At 65.5% G+C, this 15,679-nt stretch carries 12 protein-coding genes; 8 read left to right on the plus strand and 4 right to left on the minus strand.

Annotated elements, in window-relative coordinates:
- Window positions 1-62 precede the first annotated feature (62 nt).
- From RX329_RS15060 to RX329_RS15070, 3 genes are read left to right on the plus strand one after another with little or no spacing between them, the layout of a single operon-like run.
- Window positions 63-1,196: an ABC transporter permease gene (locus tag RX329_RS15060; protein ID WP_317246094.1), complete on the plus strand. Its 1,134-nt coding sequence runs from the start codon at window positions 63-65 to the stop codon at window positions 1,194-1,196.
- A complete protein-coding gene (locus RX329_RS15065; RefSeq protein WP_247377986.1) occupies window positions 1,196-1,966 on the plus strand; it encodes an ABC transporter ATP-binding protein in 771 nt (256 codons plus the stop codon). The genes RX329_RS15060 and RX329_RS15065 overlap by 1 nt, the downstream gene beginning before the upstream one ends.
- A gap of 16 nt (window positions 1,967-1,982) precedes the next feature.
- Entirely contained in the window at window positions 1,983-2,858 is an 876-nt protein-coding gene (locus tag RX329_RS15070; RefSeq protein WP_317246095.1) for an MlaD family protein, read from the plus strand.
- A 199-nt stretch (window positions 2,859-3,057) separates the two neighbouring features.
- Here the strand turns inward: RX329_RS15070 and RX329_RS15075 are convergent, their stop codons facing one another.
- A complete protein-coding gene (locus tag RX329_RS15075) occupies window positions 3,058-9,030 on the minus strand; it encodes a negative regulator of septation ring formation (protein WP_317246096.1) in 5,973 nt (1,990 codons plus the stop codon).
- A gap of 426 nt (window positions 9,031-9,456) precedes the next feature.
- Here RX329_RS15075 and RX329_RS15080 point away from each other — a divergent pair, with 426 nt between their 5' ends.
- Window positions 9,457-9,801 carry an Hpt domain-containing protein gene (locus tag RX329_RS15080; RefSeq protein ID WP_085383991.1) on the plus strand — a complete coding sequence of 115 codons (345 nt, stop codon included), beginning with the start codon at window positions 9,457-9,459 and terminating at the stop codon, window positions 9,799-9,801.
- 166 nt (window positions 9,802-9,967) lie between these two features.
- Entirely contained in the window at window positions 9,968-10,288 is a 321-nt protein-coding gene (locus RX329_RS15085; RefSeq protein ID WP_085383962.1) for a 2Fe-2S iron-sulfur cluster-binding protein, read from the plus strand.
- Between the two features lie 12 nt (window positions 10,289-10,300).
- Here the strand turns inward: RX329_RS15085 and RX329_RS15090 are convergent, their stop codons facing one another.
- A complete protein-coding gene (locus tag RX329_RS15090) occupies window positions 10,301-10,768 on the minus strand; it encodes an acyl-CoA thioesterase (protein WP_317246097.1) in 468 nt (155 codons plus the stop codon).
- Window positions 10,769-10,950: 182 nt separating this feature from the next.
- Between RX329_RS15090 and RX329_RS15095 the strand changes: the two genes are divergently transcribed.
- The 3 genes from RX329_RS15095 to RX329_RS15105 all read left to right on the plus strand — a co-directional run bounded on the left by RX329_RS15095 (window position 10,951) and on the right by RX329_RS15105 (window position 13,437).
- On the plus strand, window positions 10,951-11,979 hold the full coding sequence (locus RX329_RS15095; RefSeq protein ID WP_317246098.1) for an NAD(P)/FAD-dependent oxidoreductase: 1,029 nt from the start codon (window positions 10,951-10,953) through the stop codon (window positions 11,977-11,979).
- A gap of 116 nt (window positions 11,980-12,095) precedes the next feature.
- Entirely contained in the window at window positions 12,096-12,698 is a 603-nt protein-coding gene (locus RX329_RS15100; protein ID WP_166517514.1) for a DUF2147 domain-containing protein, read from the plus strand.
- 379 nt (window positions 12,699-13,077) lie between these two features.
- Complete coding sequence (locus RX329_RS15105; RefSeq protein ID WP_198959221.1) at window positions 13,078-13,437, plus strand: hypothetical protein; 360 nt, start codon at window positions 13,078-13,080, stop codon at window positions 13,435-13,437.
- 55 nt (window positions 13,438-13,492) lie between these two features.
- Here RX329_RS15105 and RX329_RS15110 read toward each other — a convergent pair whose 3' ends face one another.
- Together RX329_RS15110 and garD are read right to left on the minus strand one after the other, a co-directional pair.
- Entirely contained in the window at window positions 13,493-13,762 is a 270-nt protein-coding gene (locus tag RX329_RS15110; RefSeq protein ID WP_317246099.1) for a hypothetical protein, read from the minus strand.
- Between the two features lie 259 nt (window positions 13,763-14,021).
- A complete protein-coding gene (gene garD, locus RX329_RS15115) occupies window positions 14,022-15,563 on the minus strand; it encodes a galactarate dehydratase (protein ID WP_317246100.1) in 1,542 nt (513 codons plus the stop codon).
- Between the last annotated feature and the right edge of the window lie 116 nt (window positions 15,564-15,679).

Raw genomic sequence — 15,679 nt, forward strand, 5'->3', positions numbered from 1 at the left:
GGGCGCGTGCGCAACCATCTGATTTCAACCGTTTCTCGCGCCCCGGCACGGGAGCGGACATCTTGAACGGCGATCCGAAGCTGGAACGGATTGCGAAGGGCAATGCGCTGGCACTCTGCGCCACCGGAACCTGGACCGCGAGCTTCGCGCCGGTCCTCGAGCGGATGGTGGCTGACGCCGAGAAGCTCGCCGGCGGCCCACAAAGCATCTTCATCGACGTGTCCGAGGTCTCCAAGCTCGATACCTTTGGTGCCTGGCTGATCGAGCGGCTGCGCCGCAGCCTGACGCAGGGCGCCGTCGAGGCGCAGATCGCCGGCCTCTCCGCCAATTATTCCAGCCTTGTGGACGAGGTGCGGCGGGTCAGGGCGACGCCTGTCATCGACAGCAGCACGATCACCATCACCGGCATGCTGGAGCAGATCGGCCGGGCCGTGGCCGGCGTTGCCGGCACGGTCGCAGGCCTGATCGACATGCTCGGCGCGGTGCTCGCGGCGGTCGCGCGCACCCTGATTCATCCGCGCTCGTTCCGCCTGACCTCGACCGTGCATCATCTGGAGCAGGTCTGCTGGCGCGCGGTGCCGATCGTGGTGCTGATCACCTTCCTGATCGGCTGCATCATCGCCCAGCAGGGCATCTTCCATTTCCGCAGGTTCGGCGCCGACATCTTCGTCGTCGACATGCTCGGCGTGCTGGTGTTGCGCGAGATCGGCGTGCTGCTGGTCGCGATCATGGTCGCCGGCCGCTCGGGCAGCGCCTATACGGCCGAGCTCGGCTCGATGAAGATGCGCGAGGAGATCGACGCGCTGCGCACCATGGGCTTCGATCCGATCGAGGTGCTGGTGCTGCCGCGCATGCTGGCGCTGGTGCTGGCGCTGCCGATCCTGGCCTTCCTCGGCGCCATGGCCGCACTCTATGGCGGCGGTCTTGTCGCCTGGCTCTACGGCGGCGTCGATCCCGAAGCCTTCCTGCTGCGCCTGCGCGACGCCATCTCGATCGACCATTTCATCGTCGGCATCGTCAAGGCGCCGGTGATGGCTGCGGTGATCGGCATCGTCGCCTGCGTCGAGGGCCTCGCCGTGCAGGGCAGTGCGGAATCGCTCGGCCAGCACACGACCGCGTCGGTGGTGAAGGGCATCTTCTTCGTCATCGTCATGGACGGCGTGTTCGCCATCTTCTTCGCCTCGATCGGGATGTGATGGTGGGCGAGATCCAGAACCCCATCATCCGCGTCCGCGACATCACCGTGCAGTTCGGCGCGACGCGCGTGCTCGACGGGCTCGACCTCGACGTCAAGCGCGGCGAGATTTTAGGCTTCGTCGGCCCTTCCGGCGCGGGCAAGTCCGTGCTGACACGCACGATCATCGGCCTCGTGCCGAAGGTCGCAGGGAGCATCGAGGTGTTCGGGGTTGATCTGGATGCCTCCAATACGTCGCAGCGGCGCGCCGTGGAGCGGCGCTGGGGCGTGCTGTTCCAGCAGGGCGCGCTGTTCTCCTCGCTCACGGTGCGGCAGAACATCCAGTTTCCGATGCGCGAATATCTGCGGGTGTCGCAACGGCTGATGGACGAGATCACGATCGCCAAGCTCACCATGGTGGGTCTGAAGCCTGAGGTCGCCGATCGCTTTCCCTCGGAACTGTCGGGCGGCATGATCAAGCGCGTGGCGCTGGCGCGCGCGCTGTCGCTCGACCCGGATCTCGTCTTCCTGGACGAGCCGACCTCGGGCCTGGACCCGATCGGCGCCGGCGACTTCGACGAGCTGGTCAGGACGCTGCAGCGTACTTTGGGGCTGACCGTTTTCATGGTAACCCACGACCTCGATAGCCTTTACACAGCATGTGACCGCATCGCCGTTTTAGGCAACGGTAAGATCATTGCGGCAGGGTCGATCGCCGACATGCAGGCCTCGCAGCATCCCTGGCTGAGGCAATATTTCCATGGCAAGCGCGCTCGCGCGGTGATGGGCTGAGGTGCCGGAGTAGCTGATGGAAACGCGCGCAAATTACGTGCTGATCGGGTCGTTCACGCTGGCGGTGATCGCCGCCGCGATCGGCTTCGTGCTGTGGTTTCAGTCGCTGCACACCACCAAGCAGCGCAGCCCCCTGCGCGTCGTGTTCGAGGGCCCGGCCGCGGGCCTGCGCAACGGCGGCAGCGTCAATTTCAACGGTATCCGGGTGGGCGAGGTGGTCTCGGTGAAGCTCGACAACCCGCGGCGGGTTGTCGCACTTGCCATGGTCGAGAACAATGCCCCGATCCGCAAGGACACCCTGGTCGGCCTCGAATTCCAGGGCCTGACCGGCGTCGCCGCGATCTCGCTCAAGGGCGGCGAAGAGGCGGCGCCAGCGCCGCCGCTGGACGAGGACGGCATTCCGACGCTGACGGCCGATCCCAACAAGCTCCAGGACGTCACCGAGGCGATCCGCGGCACGCTCCAGAACATCAACAAGATCGTCGCCGACAATCAGGAGTCGGTGAAGAACTCGCTGAAGAACCTCGAGACCTTCACCAACTCGCTCGCCCGCAACTCCGAGAAGATCGACGGCGTGATGGCCAAGGTCGACGGCGTGATGCTCAAGGCCGATAGCCTCATGCTCGGCCTCAACACGCTCGCCGGCGGCAAGGACGGCGGCGAGCTGTTCCAGGCGGTGAAGTCGATCCGCGAACTGGCCGACGATTTCGACAAGCGCTCCGGCGCATTGATGACCGACGGCCGCCGCACGCTCGGCGACATCAGCCGCGCCGTCAACAATTTCGACCGCAACCCGACCCGCGTCCTGTTCGGCGCCAGCAACAACGCACCGCCAGCCGCGCCGCCAGAGCCGCCGAAGCCAGCCGCGGCGCCCGAGCGCAGGCGGCAGTAGCGACGTTGCACTCGTCTCTCACCTCGTCATTGCGAGCGAAGCGAAGCAATCCAGACCGTCTCCGCACAAGCAGTCTGGATTGCGTCGTCGCAAGAGCTCCTCGCAATGACGAGTTTGTGGAGGCAACAACCTCCCCAAAACAAAACGGAGGCCGTGAGGCCTCCGTTTTCATTCGTCATGCGTCTTGGCGATTGACCGCTTATCCCAGCCGGCCCGCTGCGTGAGCGAGCAGCGTGTACACCAGGCCTGTCTCGGAGGTCAGGTGGTTGCGCAGCTCCTGCGGGCCGCGGCCGTCGCGGGCGACTTCGTCGAGGAGGCGTTCGAACTCGGCGACATAGCGGTCGACCGTGGCCTTGAAGTTGCGGTCGGAGCGATACTTGCGAGCGACCTCGTCAAAGGCCTTTTGGCCGGCGGGCGTGTAGAGGCGCTTGGTGAAGGCCTTGTTCTCGCCGCGCTGGTAGCGGTCCCACATCTCGGACGCGAGGTTGCGGTCCATCAGCCGGCCGATGTCGAGCGACAAGGATTCCAGCGGATTGCCGCCACCTTGCGGAGCCTGCGGCTGCGGAACCGGTGCAGCCTGGCGGCCGCGCTGGGGCTCACGTCCGGTGGGCGCGCCCTGGTTGGCGTCCGTGCGGCTCAGCAGGTCGGACAACCAGCCGTCACGGCCCTGGTCATTGCCGGCCGGCGCCACCGGGGGAGCTTCGGTGCGGCGCGAGGAGGCCGGCATGCCGAGGTCCGGCGGCGGCAGCGTCGAGGCGCTGGCGCTCTCGCGCATGCGCGTCTCGATGCTGCGCGCGCCGACGGCCGCCAGCATCGGCTCTTCCTGGCGTTGCACGCTGGCGCGGCCCGTCGTGGAGACGTCGAGGCCGCGGCCGTGCTGGGCCACGATGCGGTTGAGCTCGGCGAGGGCCTCGATCTGGTCGACGATCACCTTGCGCATCTGCGCAGTGCTCTCGGCGGCCTCCTGCGGCATCTCGAGCACGCCGCGGCGCAGCTCGTTGCGGGTGGCTTCGAGCTCGTTGTGCATCTCGAAGGCCATCTGCTTCATGCTGGAGACGAGATTGGTGAACTTCTCGGTCGACTGCTTGAACATCGCATCCGCCTCGTCGGTGGTCTGGCGGTAGATGTCGTGCATGGCCTCGACGGTCTGCCGGTGCTCCTCTTCGGAGGCCGACCGCACCGCTTCGAACTGGCGGGTGATCGCGGCGGAACCGGCGCCGGCGGTCTCCGCGACGACGCGGGCGATGTCGCGGGCACGCTCTTCGGCGGCCGCCAGCGATTCGTCGAGCAGGCCGGTGAAGCGCGACAGGCGCTGGTCGAGATCGGCCGTGCGCAGGTCGATCGTGGTGACGAGCGATTCCAGCGCCTCCTTGCGTTCGGCGAGCGAGGCGGTGGTGTTCTTGTTGCTCTGTTCCACCACCTGCGCGGCCTCGACGAGTGCCTTGCCGTGCGCGTCGAACTGGGTCGACAGCTCGCCGAGATCCTGGAGCGCCCGGGTGGTCTTGCTGTTGAAGACGTTGAGCTGGTCTTCCAGGTTCTGCGTCGCAGCGCCGTTGCGCGAGGTGACGTCGTTCATCGCCGAGACGAAGTCGGCGACGCGCGTCACCAGCGCCCGCTCGAGCGAGTTGAGGTTATCGTGCGCACCGGTCAGCACCTCCTGGAGCAGGATGTTGCCTTCGCGCAGGCGCTCGAACAGGGCGACCGTGTCGGTGCGCAGGATCTTGCTGGTCTCCTGCATCTCGGTGACGGCCGCGATCGAGACCTGGCGCGACTGGTCGATTGCCGCGCGGGAGGCCTGCTCGAGGTCCTTGAGCGACTTGTTGACGGCACCCGTCGCCATCTCGCTCGCCGAGTTGATGGTTCGCGCCACCTCGGAGCCGTTGCCCATCATGGTCTGCGAGAACGCATGTCCGCGCGTCTCGATCGACTTCAGCGCGTCGGACGTGACGCGGTCGATGTCGAGCGTGAGCTGGCTGGTCTTCGAGCCGATCGCGTCCACGAGCGAGCCGCGCTTGGCGTCGATCATGTTGGCGAGACGGTCGGACTGCTGCTGCACGTAGGTGACGATCTCGTCGGTCTTGCCGGTCATGGCCTGGCCGAAGCTGCTGCTGGCGGCGAGCACCGAGCGCTCGACGTCGGCCGAACTCGACTTGACCCGCGAGCTCGCCTCGTTGGAGGCGTTGATCAACGCGTTCTGGGCGTTGAGCGCGCTGGTCTGGATGTCGTTGGCGGCGTTTGCGGTGGCGGTGCTCAGCGTACGCTCGATCTCGCTGGAGATCGTGCGGATCTGGCTTGCCGCATCCGCCGAGGTGGAGACCAGCGAGGTCTGCGCTTCACGCGCGCTGTTGAGGATGGTCGAGGCGGTGTCGGCGCCGACCGAGGTCAGCGTGCGCTCGATGTCCGTAGTCAGCGACTTGATCTGGCTCGCAGCGTCCGTCGAGGCGGAGATCAGCGTACCCTGGGCCTCGCGTACGCCGCTGGTGAGCGCCTCGATGGTGGCGCCGCCGGCGGTCGCCAGCGCGCGCTGCATCTCGGCCGCCAGCGAACGAACCTGGCCGGTCTGTTCGGCGGAGACCGCCAGCAGGGTGCTCTGGGCATCGCGGGCGCTGGTCGTGATCGTCTCGGCGGTCGACTGGCCGACCTGCGAGAGCGAGCGATGCACTTCGGTGGCGAGAGACTTGACCTGGTTAGCCGCCTCGGAAGATGCGGTGACCAACATGTTCTGGGCTTCGCGGGCGCCAGCCGTGATGGTTTCAGCGGTGGTGGTTCCGGCCATTGAAAGCGAGCGCTGCACATCGGCCGCGAGCGATTTGACCTGGGCCGCCGCATCCGAGGATCCGGCAACGAGCGTGTTCTGAGCCTCCCGAGCGCCGGTCATGATGGTCTCGGCCGTCGCCGTGCCCGCCATCGAGAGCGAGCGCTGCACGTCCGAGGACAGCGCCTTGATCTGGTTGGCGGTCTCGCTCGAGGCCGCGATCAGCGCGCTCTGCGCATCGCGGGCGCCGGCGGTGATCGATTCCGCCGTGGTGGTGCCGGCCATCGACAGCGAGCGCTGCACGTCGGCGGTGAGGGTCTTGACGTGGTTGGCGGCGTCCGAGGACGCCGTGACGAGCGTGGTCTGTACCTCGCGGGCACCGGCCAGGATCGAGGCGGCGGTCGCCGAGCCTGCCGACGACAGCGTGCGTTCGACGTCGGCGGTGAGAGTCTTGACGTGGTTGGCCGCATCCGAGGACGCCGTCACGAGCGTGGTCTGCACCTCGCGGGCACCGGCCAGGATCGAGGCGGCGGTCGCCGAGCCTGCCGACGACAGCGTGCGTTCGACGTCGGCCGCGAGCCCCTTGATCTGGTTGGAGGCATCGCCCGACGCGGCGACCAGGGTCGACTGGGCTTCGCGGGCGCTGGTCAGGATCGAGTTCGCGGCACCGGTGCCGACGGCGGTCAGCGCACGCTCGACCTCGGCGGAGGTCATCTTGAGCTGGGCGTTGACGTCGGAGGAAACCGTCATCAGCGACTGCTGCGCGGTGCGCGCACCGGTCTGGATGGTCTCGCTGGTGTTGACCACGAGGTTGGTGAGCGAGCGCTCGGCGTCCTCGACATGCGAGCGGATCGCGGTCGATATCATCTCGGCGCGGGACATCATGTCCTCGCTGGCCTGGCGTCCGCTGCTCTCGATGCGGCCGGCGACGGCCTCGACGCGCGAGCCGAGCAGGTCCTCGAACTGCGCCACGCGCACGTCGATGTCGCTGGCGACGGCACCGACCTTGGTCTCGATGGCCTGCTGGATGTCCTGGAAGCGCGCCGTGACCGTGTCGGTCAGGTGCATGCTGCGGCCATCGATGATCTCGGCGACGCCGGTGATGCGGCGATCGACCGCCTCGATCGCCTGCGCGGTGCCGTCCGTAAGTGTCGAGGTCAGCAGGGTGAGGCGGGAATCGATCGACTGCACGGCCTGCGAGGCGCCGTTCGTCACCGCGCTGGTCAGGTAGGTGAGGCGCGTGTCGATGGATTCGAGCGCCTGCGACGCGCCGCCGGTGAGGGTGGTCGTCAGATGCGTGAGGCGCGTGTCGATCGTGTGGATGGTCTGCGACGCGCCATCGGTCAGCGAGGTCGCGAGGTGGTTGAGGCGGTTGTCGATGGTCTCGACAGCCTGAGACGCGCCGTCGGTCAGCGACGTCGTGAGGTGGGTGAGGCGGGAGTCGATCGACTGGATCGCCTGCGCGGCGCCGTCGGTCAGCGACGAGGCGAGGTTGTTGAGCCGTCCGTCGATTGTCTCGGTGACCGACCTCGCACGGGTATCGAACGACTGTTCGAGCGCGGCGACGCGGCCGACGAGCTGCTCGTCGAAGGTCTTGATGTGACCGTCGATCGTGGAGTCGAGGCTCGAGATCTTGCCGTTCAGCGAGGCATCGAGGTTGCTGACACGTTCGCCGATCGTGGTCTCGAATTGCACCAGGCGCTGGTCGAGCACGGCCGTGATCGCGCCGCCGTTGGCGGTGAAGCGGGTGTCGAAATTATCGACATAGGTCTTCAGCGATTCATGGATGTCCTGCGTGCGCTGGCCCATCCGATCGACGATCTCGCCGCCGAAGGTCTTCACGGTGCGGTCGAACTCGGAGATGTGGCGGGTGATCAGCGCGCCCAGCGTGCCGGAGTCGCGGGCGAACTTCTCGACCAGCTCGGTGCCCTGGTTCTTCACCAGCTCATCGAAGGCGCTCATCTGGAGCGACAGCGAGTCGTGCGCGGTCTCGGTCTGGCTGACGACCTTGGCGACCAGCGTGTTGACGGTGGCGTCGAGTGCTTCGCTCGCCTTGTCGCCGGAGGTCATGATCTGGCCGGCGAGGCGGTTGCCGGCGTCGTCGATCTTGGCGGAGAGGTCGTTGGAGCGCAGCTCGAGCTCGAGCAGCAGCGAGTCCGACGAATTCTTCAGGCTGTCGTGCACCTGCTCGGTGCGCTCGGAGATGCCATCGACGATCGCGGCGGAGCGCTGCTCGAACTCGCCGGTGATGCGGTCGATGCGCTCGTTCAGCATCTCGTGGACGCGGTCGGCGAGGTCGACGAACTCGTCGTGAACGTGGCCGGTCTTGAAATTGAGGCTGGTGGTCAGCCGCTCGCTGGCGTCGAGCACGGCGCGCGTGGTCTCGTTGCTGGCCTCCTCGAGACGGTCGAGCAGGTCGCCGCCGCGCTCGCCGAGCGCGAGGATCATGTTGTCGCCGGCGTTGCTGAGCGCACCGGTGATGTGGGCGCCGCGCTCTTCGAGTGCGCCGGTGATGGACTTGGCGACCTCGTCGACGCGCGAGGCAATCGCGTCCGAGATCAGTGCGATGTCATGGCGCAAATCGATCTGCACGCCGGAGATGGCGCTGCGGACCTGCTCGGCCTGGCCGACCAGATTGTCGCGCTGATGCGCGATGTCCTGGAGCAGGGCGCGGATGCGCACTTCGTTGTCGGAATAGGCGCGTTCGAGCGCCGCGACCTCGTTGGCGACCAGCGTCTCGAGTTCGCCGGCGCGCGCGATGGCGCGCTCGATGCCGTCGCCCATCGCCGCAACCTCCCGGCGGATGGCCTGGCCGACGGTCACCATGGAATCCGAAGCCGAGCCTTCCGGCTCGGAAAAGCGGATCGCAACCTGGGCCATAGCCTGCGCGACCGAGCTCATTTGCTGGCCGCGCCAGACGAGGCTCGCCAGGAAGAAGAACAGCATGATCGGCGCGAAGAACATCGTGACGAGGCCGGCAATGGCCAACACGCCGCCGCTCTGGCCCATCACCGCCTGGATCGAAGGCAGGAAGCCGACCGTCAGCGCGGCGCAGGCGGCCAGCCAGATGACGGTGAAGATTGTCGCGCCGGTGTAGATGTTGCGGGTCGGGCGTCCCGTCTGCAACGTCTGCAAGAGCTGGCCGATGGTCGCACGGTCGTCATTGGCGGCGCGGCGCGAGGAGCGCGGCTCCTCGATCTGGTCGAACACCGCGCGTTCGTTCGCGGCAGGGCGCGCGTCGAAGCTCGGTTCGTCGAACATCGGGGGAGCCGGTGGCGCGACCGGGGGCGACGTTTCGCTGCGCATCGAGGCGTTGCGGCTGGTGTCCGCGGCCGTGTCGCTGATGTTCAGGGCTTCCTGGATCGCAGAAAGCGCATCTTCTGTGGGGTCTTTGACCTTTTTCGGAGTGTTTGCCATGTTCAGTCCGAGCCCTCGTTACTTGTACGCGTCCCCCCGCGAGCTCTGCGCGCTACGCAAGCCCACAGTCCGGATCATGCCGCTTGCGCGGATCTCCGAGCCATCCCCACCCGGACGGCTTGTCCGCCAATTTCTCCAACATCCTATTGGCAGAGCGTCGCGAATGAAATGCCCGCGATTAAGACATTCTTAATCATCGTTAACAGGATCGCGCCGTAAGGCCTTAGCAATAAATGCAATTCTCCACCGGACTCGCCGGATTGCGGCAACTTTTCGTCAATAAACAGGCAGATTTGCGCAAAACGGCCGGAACATTTCGTTAACCATTTCTATGCTTGGGTGGAGGGAACTTGACCGCCGGACCGGCGGACATCGCGCGATGCCGGGGCCTGCGCCATGATACCTGAACTGCAACGGATGGACTGGATGCCCTCGCCCCCGCTTGCACCCATCGACAGCCCGCTCGACCTCGATCATCTCTCCCGCATGACGCTCGGTGATTCCGAGCTGAAACAGGAAGTGCTGGCGATGTTTGCCGAGCAGGCGGTGCGCCTGATCGCGGCGATGGCAGCGCTGCCGGCCGAGGCCGGCGCACTCGCCCACAAGCTCAAGGGCTCGGCGCGCGGGATCGGCGCCTTTGCGGTGGCGGACGCCGCAGCCAGCCTGGAGACCGCGATCCAGACCGGCCAGGGCCGGCCTCACGCCTTCGCCGCACTGAAAGAGGCGGTGACCGAGGCTCGCGCCGCCATCGAGGCGATCCTGAATCCTTAAGCCGACAGGGCCAGAACCGTGCTGTAGTCTTTTGTTTTGACGGGTCTTCTTCCCGCGAAGCGGTATTCGCGACTTCATCAAAACGCTATGGCGCCGGGCTGACCGACCCGTTATAGGACAGCCCGGACCCTCCTTCATTCCCTAGATCGCGGCAGCACGAGCACACATGGCCAAAATCCACTTTGTCGATCACAAGGGCGAAACCCGTACGGTGGACGTCGAGAACGGCGCGACTGTGATGGAAGCCGCCATCCGCAACAGCATTCCCGGCATCGAGGCCGAATGCGGCGGCGCCTGCGCCTGCGCCACCTGCCATGTCTATGTCGACGAAGCGTGGCGCGAGAAGGTCGGCAGCCCGACGCCGATGGAAGAGGACATGCTCGACTTCGGCTTCGACGTGCGCCCGAACTCGCGCCTGTCCTGCCAGATCAAGGTCTCCGACGAGCTCGAAGGCCTCGTGGTGGCGACGCCGGAACGGCAGGCCTAACTCTCTTAGCTATCATGTGCTGGGCTGCGCGACCTGGATGCCGCGCTTATGCCAGGGGCTGAGCTTCTCGAGCACTTCCGCGGTCAGCGGCGTTGGCCGGCGCGACGCCTCGTCGATCATCACGGCGACCGATGTCGCTGATGCAATGCACTTCCCTTCCGAAAACACCACCTGCTCGAACGTCACCGACGTTCGTCCCAGCTTCACGACGCCGAGACCGAGCTCGATCGTGTTCGGCCAATGCAGCTCCGCGCGAAAATGAATGTCGAGCCGCACCATGATCCAGGCAAGTCCCGGCGGCGTCAGGCCGTATTCCGGGAGCTTCATCAACGTGACGCGGCCGGTCTCGAAATAGGTGGCGTAGACCGCGTTGTTGACGTGCTGGTTAGGGTCGAGATCGCCGAAGCGGACATTGTCGCTGAGGCGAAAAGGGTAGTCCTCCAGGCGCGGCGTCGTATCGAGGCGGCTTGGTGCGTTCACCGATTGATCTCCATCATATCGTTGTTCGTTACAGCTCAGTTATCCTGACCCGGCAAGTGGGGCCGGCTGCGGGGCGCTCCTGCTTTTATGCCTTCCCTGATCCATCCCCGTTGGCTAGACAGGCAGGGTCACCTCGGCCCACAGGGCGCCGTCCCACCGATATCGACCGATAAAGAGACGACATGAGCGACGCGATCAAAACCGACGTGCTGATTATTGGTGCCGGCCCCTGCGGTCTGTTCGCCGCCTTCGAGCTGGGCCTTCTCGACATGAAGACGCATTTCGTCGACATCCTCGACAAGGTCGGCGGGCAGTGCGCAGAGCTCTATCCGGAAAAGCCGATCTACGACATTCCCGGCATTCCGCAGGTTTCGGGGCAGGGCCTCACCGACGCGCTGATGGAGCAGATCAAGCCGTTCCATCCGACCTTCCATCTTGGCGAGATGATCGAGACCGTCGAGAAGGTCGGCGATCCGCTGTTCCGCTGCACCACGGACGCCGGCAAGGTGTTCGAATGCAAGGTGCTGGTGATCGCTGCCGGCGGCGGCTCGTTCCAGCCCAAGCGTCCCCCGGTGCCGGGGATCGAAGCCTATGAAGGAAGCTCGGTGCACTACGCCGTGCGCAAGATGGAGACGTTCCGCGACAAGAACGTGCTGATCGTGGGCGGCGGCGATTCCGCGCTCGACTGGACGCTCAATCTGCATCCGATCGCCAAGCGCATCACGCTCTTGCACCGTCGCGACGATTTTCGCGCCGCCCCCCACAGTGTCGAGCAGATGCGCGCGCTGGTCGCTGCCGGCAAGATGGATCTGCGGCTCGGCCAGGTCACCGCGCTGTCAGGCAACGAGGGCAAGCTGAGCGGCGCCACCGTTAAGGGCAACGACAACAGCCTGAGCGAAATCACCTGCGACACCATGCTGCCGTTCTTCGGGCTGACCATGAAGCTCGGTCCGGTCGCGAACTGGGGCATCGCGCTGGAGAACAATCTGGTGCCGGTCGAGACATCCGCGTTCGAGACCAATGTGCCAGGCATCTTCGCGATCGGCGACATCAACACCTATCCCGGCAAGATCAAGCTGATCCTGTGCGGCTTCCACGAGGGTGCGCTGATGTCGCAAAAAGCCCATCGTTACGTCTATCCAGAGAAGCGGCTCGTGTTCCAGTACACGACATCGTCCTCCAGCCTGCAAAAGAAGCTCGGCGTCAACTGATGGCGGCGGGCGATGCCCCATGTTTCTGGTGCTGGAACAGTTCGCGAAATCGCCGTAGTCTGCGGCCATTGCAGTTGGCGGCTTAGCAAGGCGATTGGCTCAGCAAGGTGATGATAATGCGGACTCTCTTTTCCAGCTTTCGGCTGTTCTCGCTCCTCGCGCTCGCGATGACGCTCGGTGCGGTGAGCCCGGTTGTGGCGCAAGTGCAGCAGCCGACCGCCGCAGGCCTCTGGCAGAAGGTCGAAGACGGCAAGACGGTGGGATGGTTTCTCTTCATCGACCACAACGGTGTGTTCGAAGGAGTCATCGCAAAAACCTTCCCGCGGCCCGGCGACGACCCGAACGAGGTCTGCGCGAAATGCACGGACGATCGCAAGAACGCGCCGGTGCTTGGGCTCTCCTTCATCCGCGACATGAAGCGCGACGGCCTGAAATATGACGGCGGCAACGTGGTCAATCCTCGCGACGGCAACATCTGGAAGGCCAAGATGACGGTCAGCCCGGATGGGCAGACGCTGACGATGCGCGGTTTCCTCGGCATCTCCCTGTTCGGCAAGGACGAGACCTGGACGCGTCTTCCCGACGCCAACATCGCGCAGGTCGATCCCGCCATCATCGCCAAATATCTCCCGGCGCAAGCAACCGCCGCGACCAAGCCCGTCCCCGTGCCCGCGGCGAAGAAGGGCGGCGCGATGATGGCGCCGGTGCCGAAGCAGTAGGGTCTACGTCACGCGCTGTGCCGCCTGAACTTCCGTAGCTCCACACACCGCCGTCATTGCCCGCGAAGGCGGGGACTCCAGTACGCCGGAGCCTCTCGGTGTTCTTGCGCGGTGTCCGTGGACCCCGTGCGCAATCGCGCATGCGGCCGGCTGAGACAGCGGAGAACTTGGCGCGCGAGCAGCGGTCATACCCGTCGAAAGACCAATGCGTGCCGGACGCGCGCCAGTAGTTCCCCGGAATGCGCGGTGGCGCCGGAATTGCATAGCTATCCGCAAAGCTGTTGGGGGATGAGTCGCCGTCCTTGACGCCTTCGCCGAGTCGCGGAAGGCGGACGGCAGCTATCGCCCCGCGGCGATGATCTCGATCCGCGGAGACGACATGAGACGTGCAATATCGTGTGCCGCCATGCTGCTGGTCCTGACGGTGCTGCTGACGGCCCCAATGATGGCGCGGCGCGACGACGGGCGCTACGCCAACTCGCCATTAAAACCCTGGTTCGAGAGCCTGCACAGCGAATACGGCCAATGCTGCTCGGATGCCGACGGCTATATGGTCGCCGACGTGGACTGGGAATCCGACAAGGGCCGTTATCGCGTGCTTCTCGACGGCGAATGGGTGGTCGTGCCCGACGGCGCCGTCATCACCGAGCCGAACAAGATCGGCCGCACCATGGTGTGGAAGCACTATATCGACGGCCATCCGCGGGTGCGCTGCTTCATGCCAGGCAGCATGACGTAGAGTGAAACGTCATCCCGGGCGACGCGCAGCGTCGAACCCGGAATGGCGTCGAGGCTTAGCGCGCCTCGTTGTTCGCGCTGACGCTCGCAAGCCGCTTCACGCGTGGCGACAGCACCGACATCTGCGCGGGCGAGGCGGGCATGCCGGCGACGATCATCGCGGGCGCAGTCGACTGCTCCTCGACGCCTGCTCCGCCGAGCACCTGGACTTGCGTCGCCGAGATCGAAAACGACGTCACTTCGTAAGAGGGAAGCTCGCCAGCGAACGCGCCTGACGAGTTGGCAATCATCGCTGCGGCAACGGCAATCATCGAAAGAACGCGCATTGGAAAATCTCCGTGAGAAGTGGCAATCGGAGGTTAGGTCGCGGCGATGCCGCAACAGGTTTGCTCGTATGCGAACATTAGATCGCGGTCGCTGATCTATTTGATTGCGTGATGTCGAGCGACGAAGCGCGAAGGAAGTTTTCCGCGCCAATGTTTCCGGACGGTTTCGCGGGAGTAGTCGCGCGGTGACGCGTCGGTGCCCCACGTCCCGAAACCGCACCAATGATCCACGCGGCGAGGCAGCGTCCGCGCGCGGCGCTCAGGTCACTGGCGCCGGATTGAACAGCGTCAAATCGTTGTGGATGCCCCAACGATCCGACCAGGGCTTGGTGCGGCCGCTGGCGACGTCGAGGATCAGGCGGAACAGGTCCCAGCCGGTCTGCTCGATGGTCTTCTCGCCGGTGGCGATCCCGCCGGCATCGAAATCGATCAGGTCCTTCCAGCGTCGTGCCAGCTCGGTCCGGGTCGCGACCTTGATCACGGGCGCAGCCGCAAGGCCATAAGGCGTGCCGCGGCCGGTGGTGAACACCTGCAAGGTCATGCCGGAGGCGAGCTGGAGCGTGCCGCAGATGAAGTCGGACGCCGGCGTTGCCGCGAACAGCATGCCCTTCTGCGTCGCCTTCTCCCCGGGCGAGAGGACGCCGGTGATCGCGCTTGATCCGGACTTGACGATCGAGCCGAGCGACTTCTCGACGATGTTGGCGAGGCCGCCCTTCTTGTTGCCGGGCGTGGTGTTGGCGCTGCGGTCCGCGCCGCCACGGGCCAGATAGGAATCGTACCAGGCCATCTCGCGGACCAGCGCGCGGCCGACGTCCTCGTTGATGGCGCGCCGCGTGAGCAACTGGATCGCGTCGCGCACTTCGGTGACTTCCGAGAACATCACGGTGGCGCCGGCGCGCACCAGCAGGTCGGCGGCGAAGCCAACCGCAGGGTTCGCGGTGACGCCGGAGAACGCGTCGCTGCCACCGCATTGCAGGCCGATGACGAGATCGGCGGCCGGGCAGGTCTCGCGGGTGCGCTTGTTAAGGATCTTGAGGCGGGCCTCTGCCTGGGTCATGATGGCGTCGACGATGGCGCCAAAACCGTCGAAGGCTTCGTCCTGCATGCGCACGATGGCATTGCTGACGCCTTCCGGCACCAGACGTTCGGGCGCAAGCTTCTCGCAGCCGAGGCTGATGACCAGGATCTCGCCGCCGAAATTCGGGTTCTGTGCGATGTTTTGCAGCGTGCGGATCGGAATCACGGCATCAGGCGCGTTGATGGCGACGCCACAGCCATAGGCATGCGTCAGCGGCACGACGTCGTCGACATTCGGATATTTCGGCAGCAGCTCGGCGCGGATGCGCTTCACCGCATATTCCATCGTGCCCTTGACGCATTGCACCGAGGAGGAGATGCCGAGGATGTTCTTGGTGCCGACCGAGCCGTCGGAATTGCGAAAGCCTTCGAACGTGAAACCTTCGAGCGGCGGCAGCGGCGCGGGAACGGCGGTGGAGATTTCCAGCTTGTCGAGGGCAGGGGCCTCCGGCATACGGATGCGCGCTTCGTCCACCCATTCGCCGGCCAGGATCGGCGCGAGCGCATGGCCGATTACCTCGCCATAGCGGATGATCGGGGCGTCCTGCGGGATGTCGACCAGCGCCGTCTTGTGTCCCTGCGGCACGAAGGCGCGCAGCGTCAGCCCGCTGGCGAAGCGGGAGCCGGCGGGAAGCCCGAAATCATTGACAACGATCGCGACGTTGTCGCGCTCGTTGAGCTTGATGTAGCGAGGCTGCTCTTTCGCTGCGACTGACTGGTCCATCTGCTTTACCTCGGAAACTCAAGTCGTAAGGTGGGCAAAGGCGCAAAGCGCCGTGCCCACCATGCTTCGTGCCGCACGTAAGCGGTGAGCACGCTTCGCTTTGCCCACCCTACGAT

It is taken from the genome of Bradyrhizobium sp. BWC-3-1 (genome assembly GCF_032917965.1).
GTDB lineage: Bacteria > Pseudomonadota > Alphaproteobacteria > Rhizobiales > Xanthobacteraceae > Bradyrhizobium > Bradyrhizobium canariense_D.

Coding starts and splice junctions, on each gene's coding strand:
- garD (WP_317246100.1), bottom strand. CDS start 15,563: ATGGACCAGTCAGTCGCAGCGAAAGAGCAGCCTCGCTACATCAAGCTC.
- RX329_RS15080 (WP_085383991.1), top strand. CDS start 9,457: ATGCCCTCGCCCCCGCTTGCACCCATCGACAGCCCGCTCGACCTCGAT.
- RX329_RS15105 (WP_198959221.1), top strand. CDS start 13,078: ATGAGACGTGCAATATCGTGTGCCGCCATGCTGCTGGTCCTGACGGTG.
- RX329_RS15110 (WP_317246099.1), bottom strand. CDS start 13,762: ATGCGCGTTCTTTCGATGATTGCCGTTGCCGCAGCGATGATTGCCAAC.
- RX329_RS15075 (WP_317246096.1), bottom strand. CDS start 9,030: ATGGCAAACACTCCGAAAAAGGTCAAAGACCCCACAGAAGATGCGCTT.
- RX329_RS15100 (WP_166517514.1), top strand. CDS start 12,096: ATGCGGACTCTCTTTTCCAGCTTTCGGCTGTTCTCGCTCCTCGCGCTC.
- RX329_RS15085 (WP_085383962.1), top strand. CDS start 9,968: ATGGCCAAAATCCACTTTGTCGATCACAAGGGCGAAACCCGTACGGTG.
- RX329_RS15070 (WP_317246095.1), top strand. CDS start 1,983: ATGGAAACGCGCGCAAATTACGTGCTGATCGGGTCGTTCACGCTGGCG.
- RX329_RS15065 (WP_247377986.1), top strand. CDS start 1,196: ATGGTGGGCGAGATCCAGAACCCCATCATCCGCGTCCGCGACATCACC.
- RX329_RS15095 (WP_317246098.1), top strand. CDS start 10,951: ATGAGCGACGCGATCAAAACCGACGTGCTGATTATTGGTGCCGGCCCC.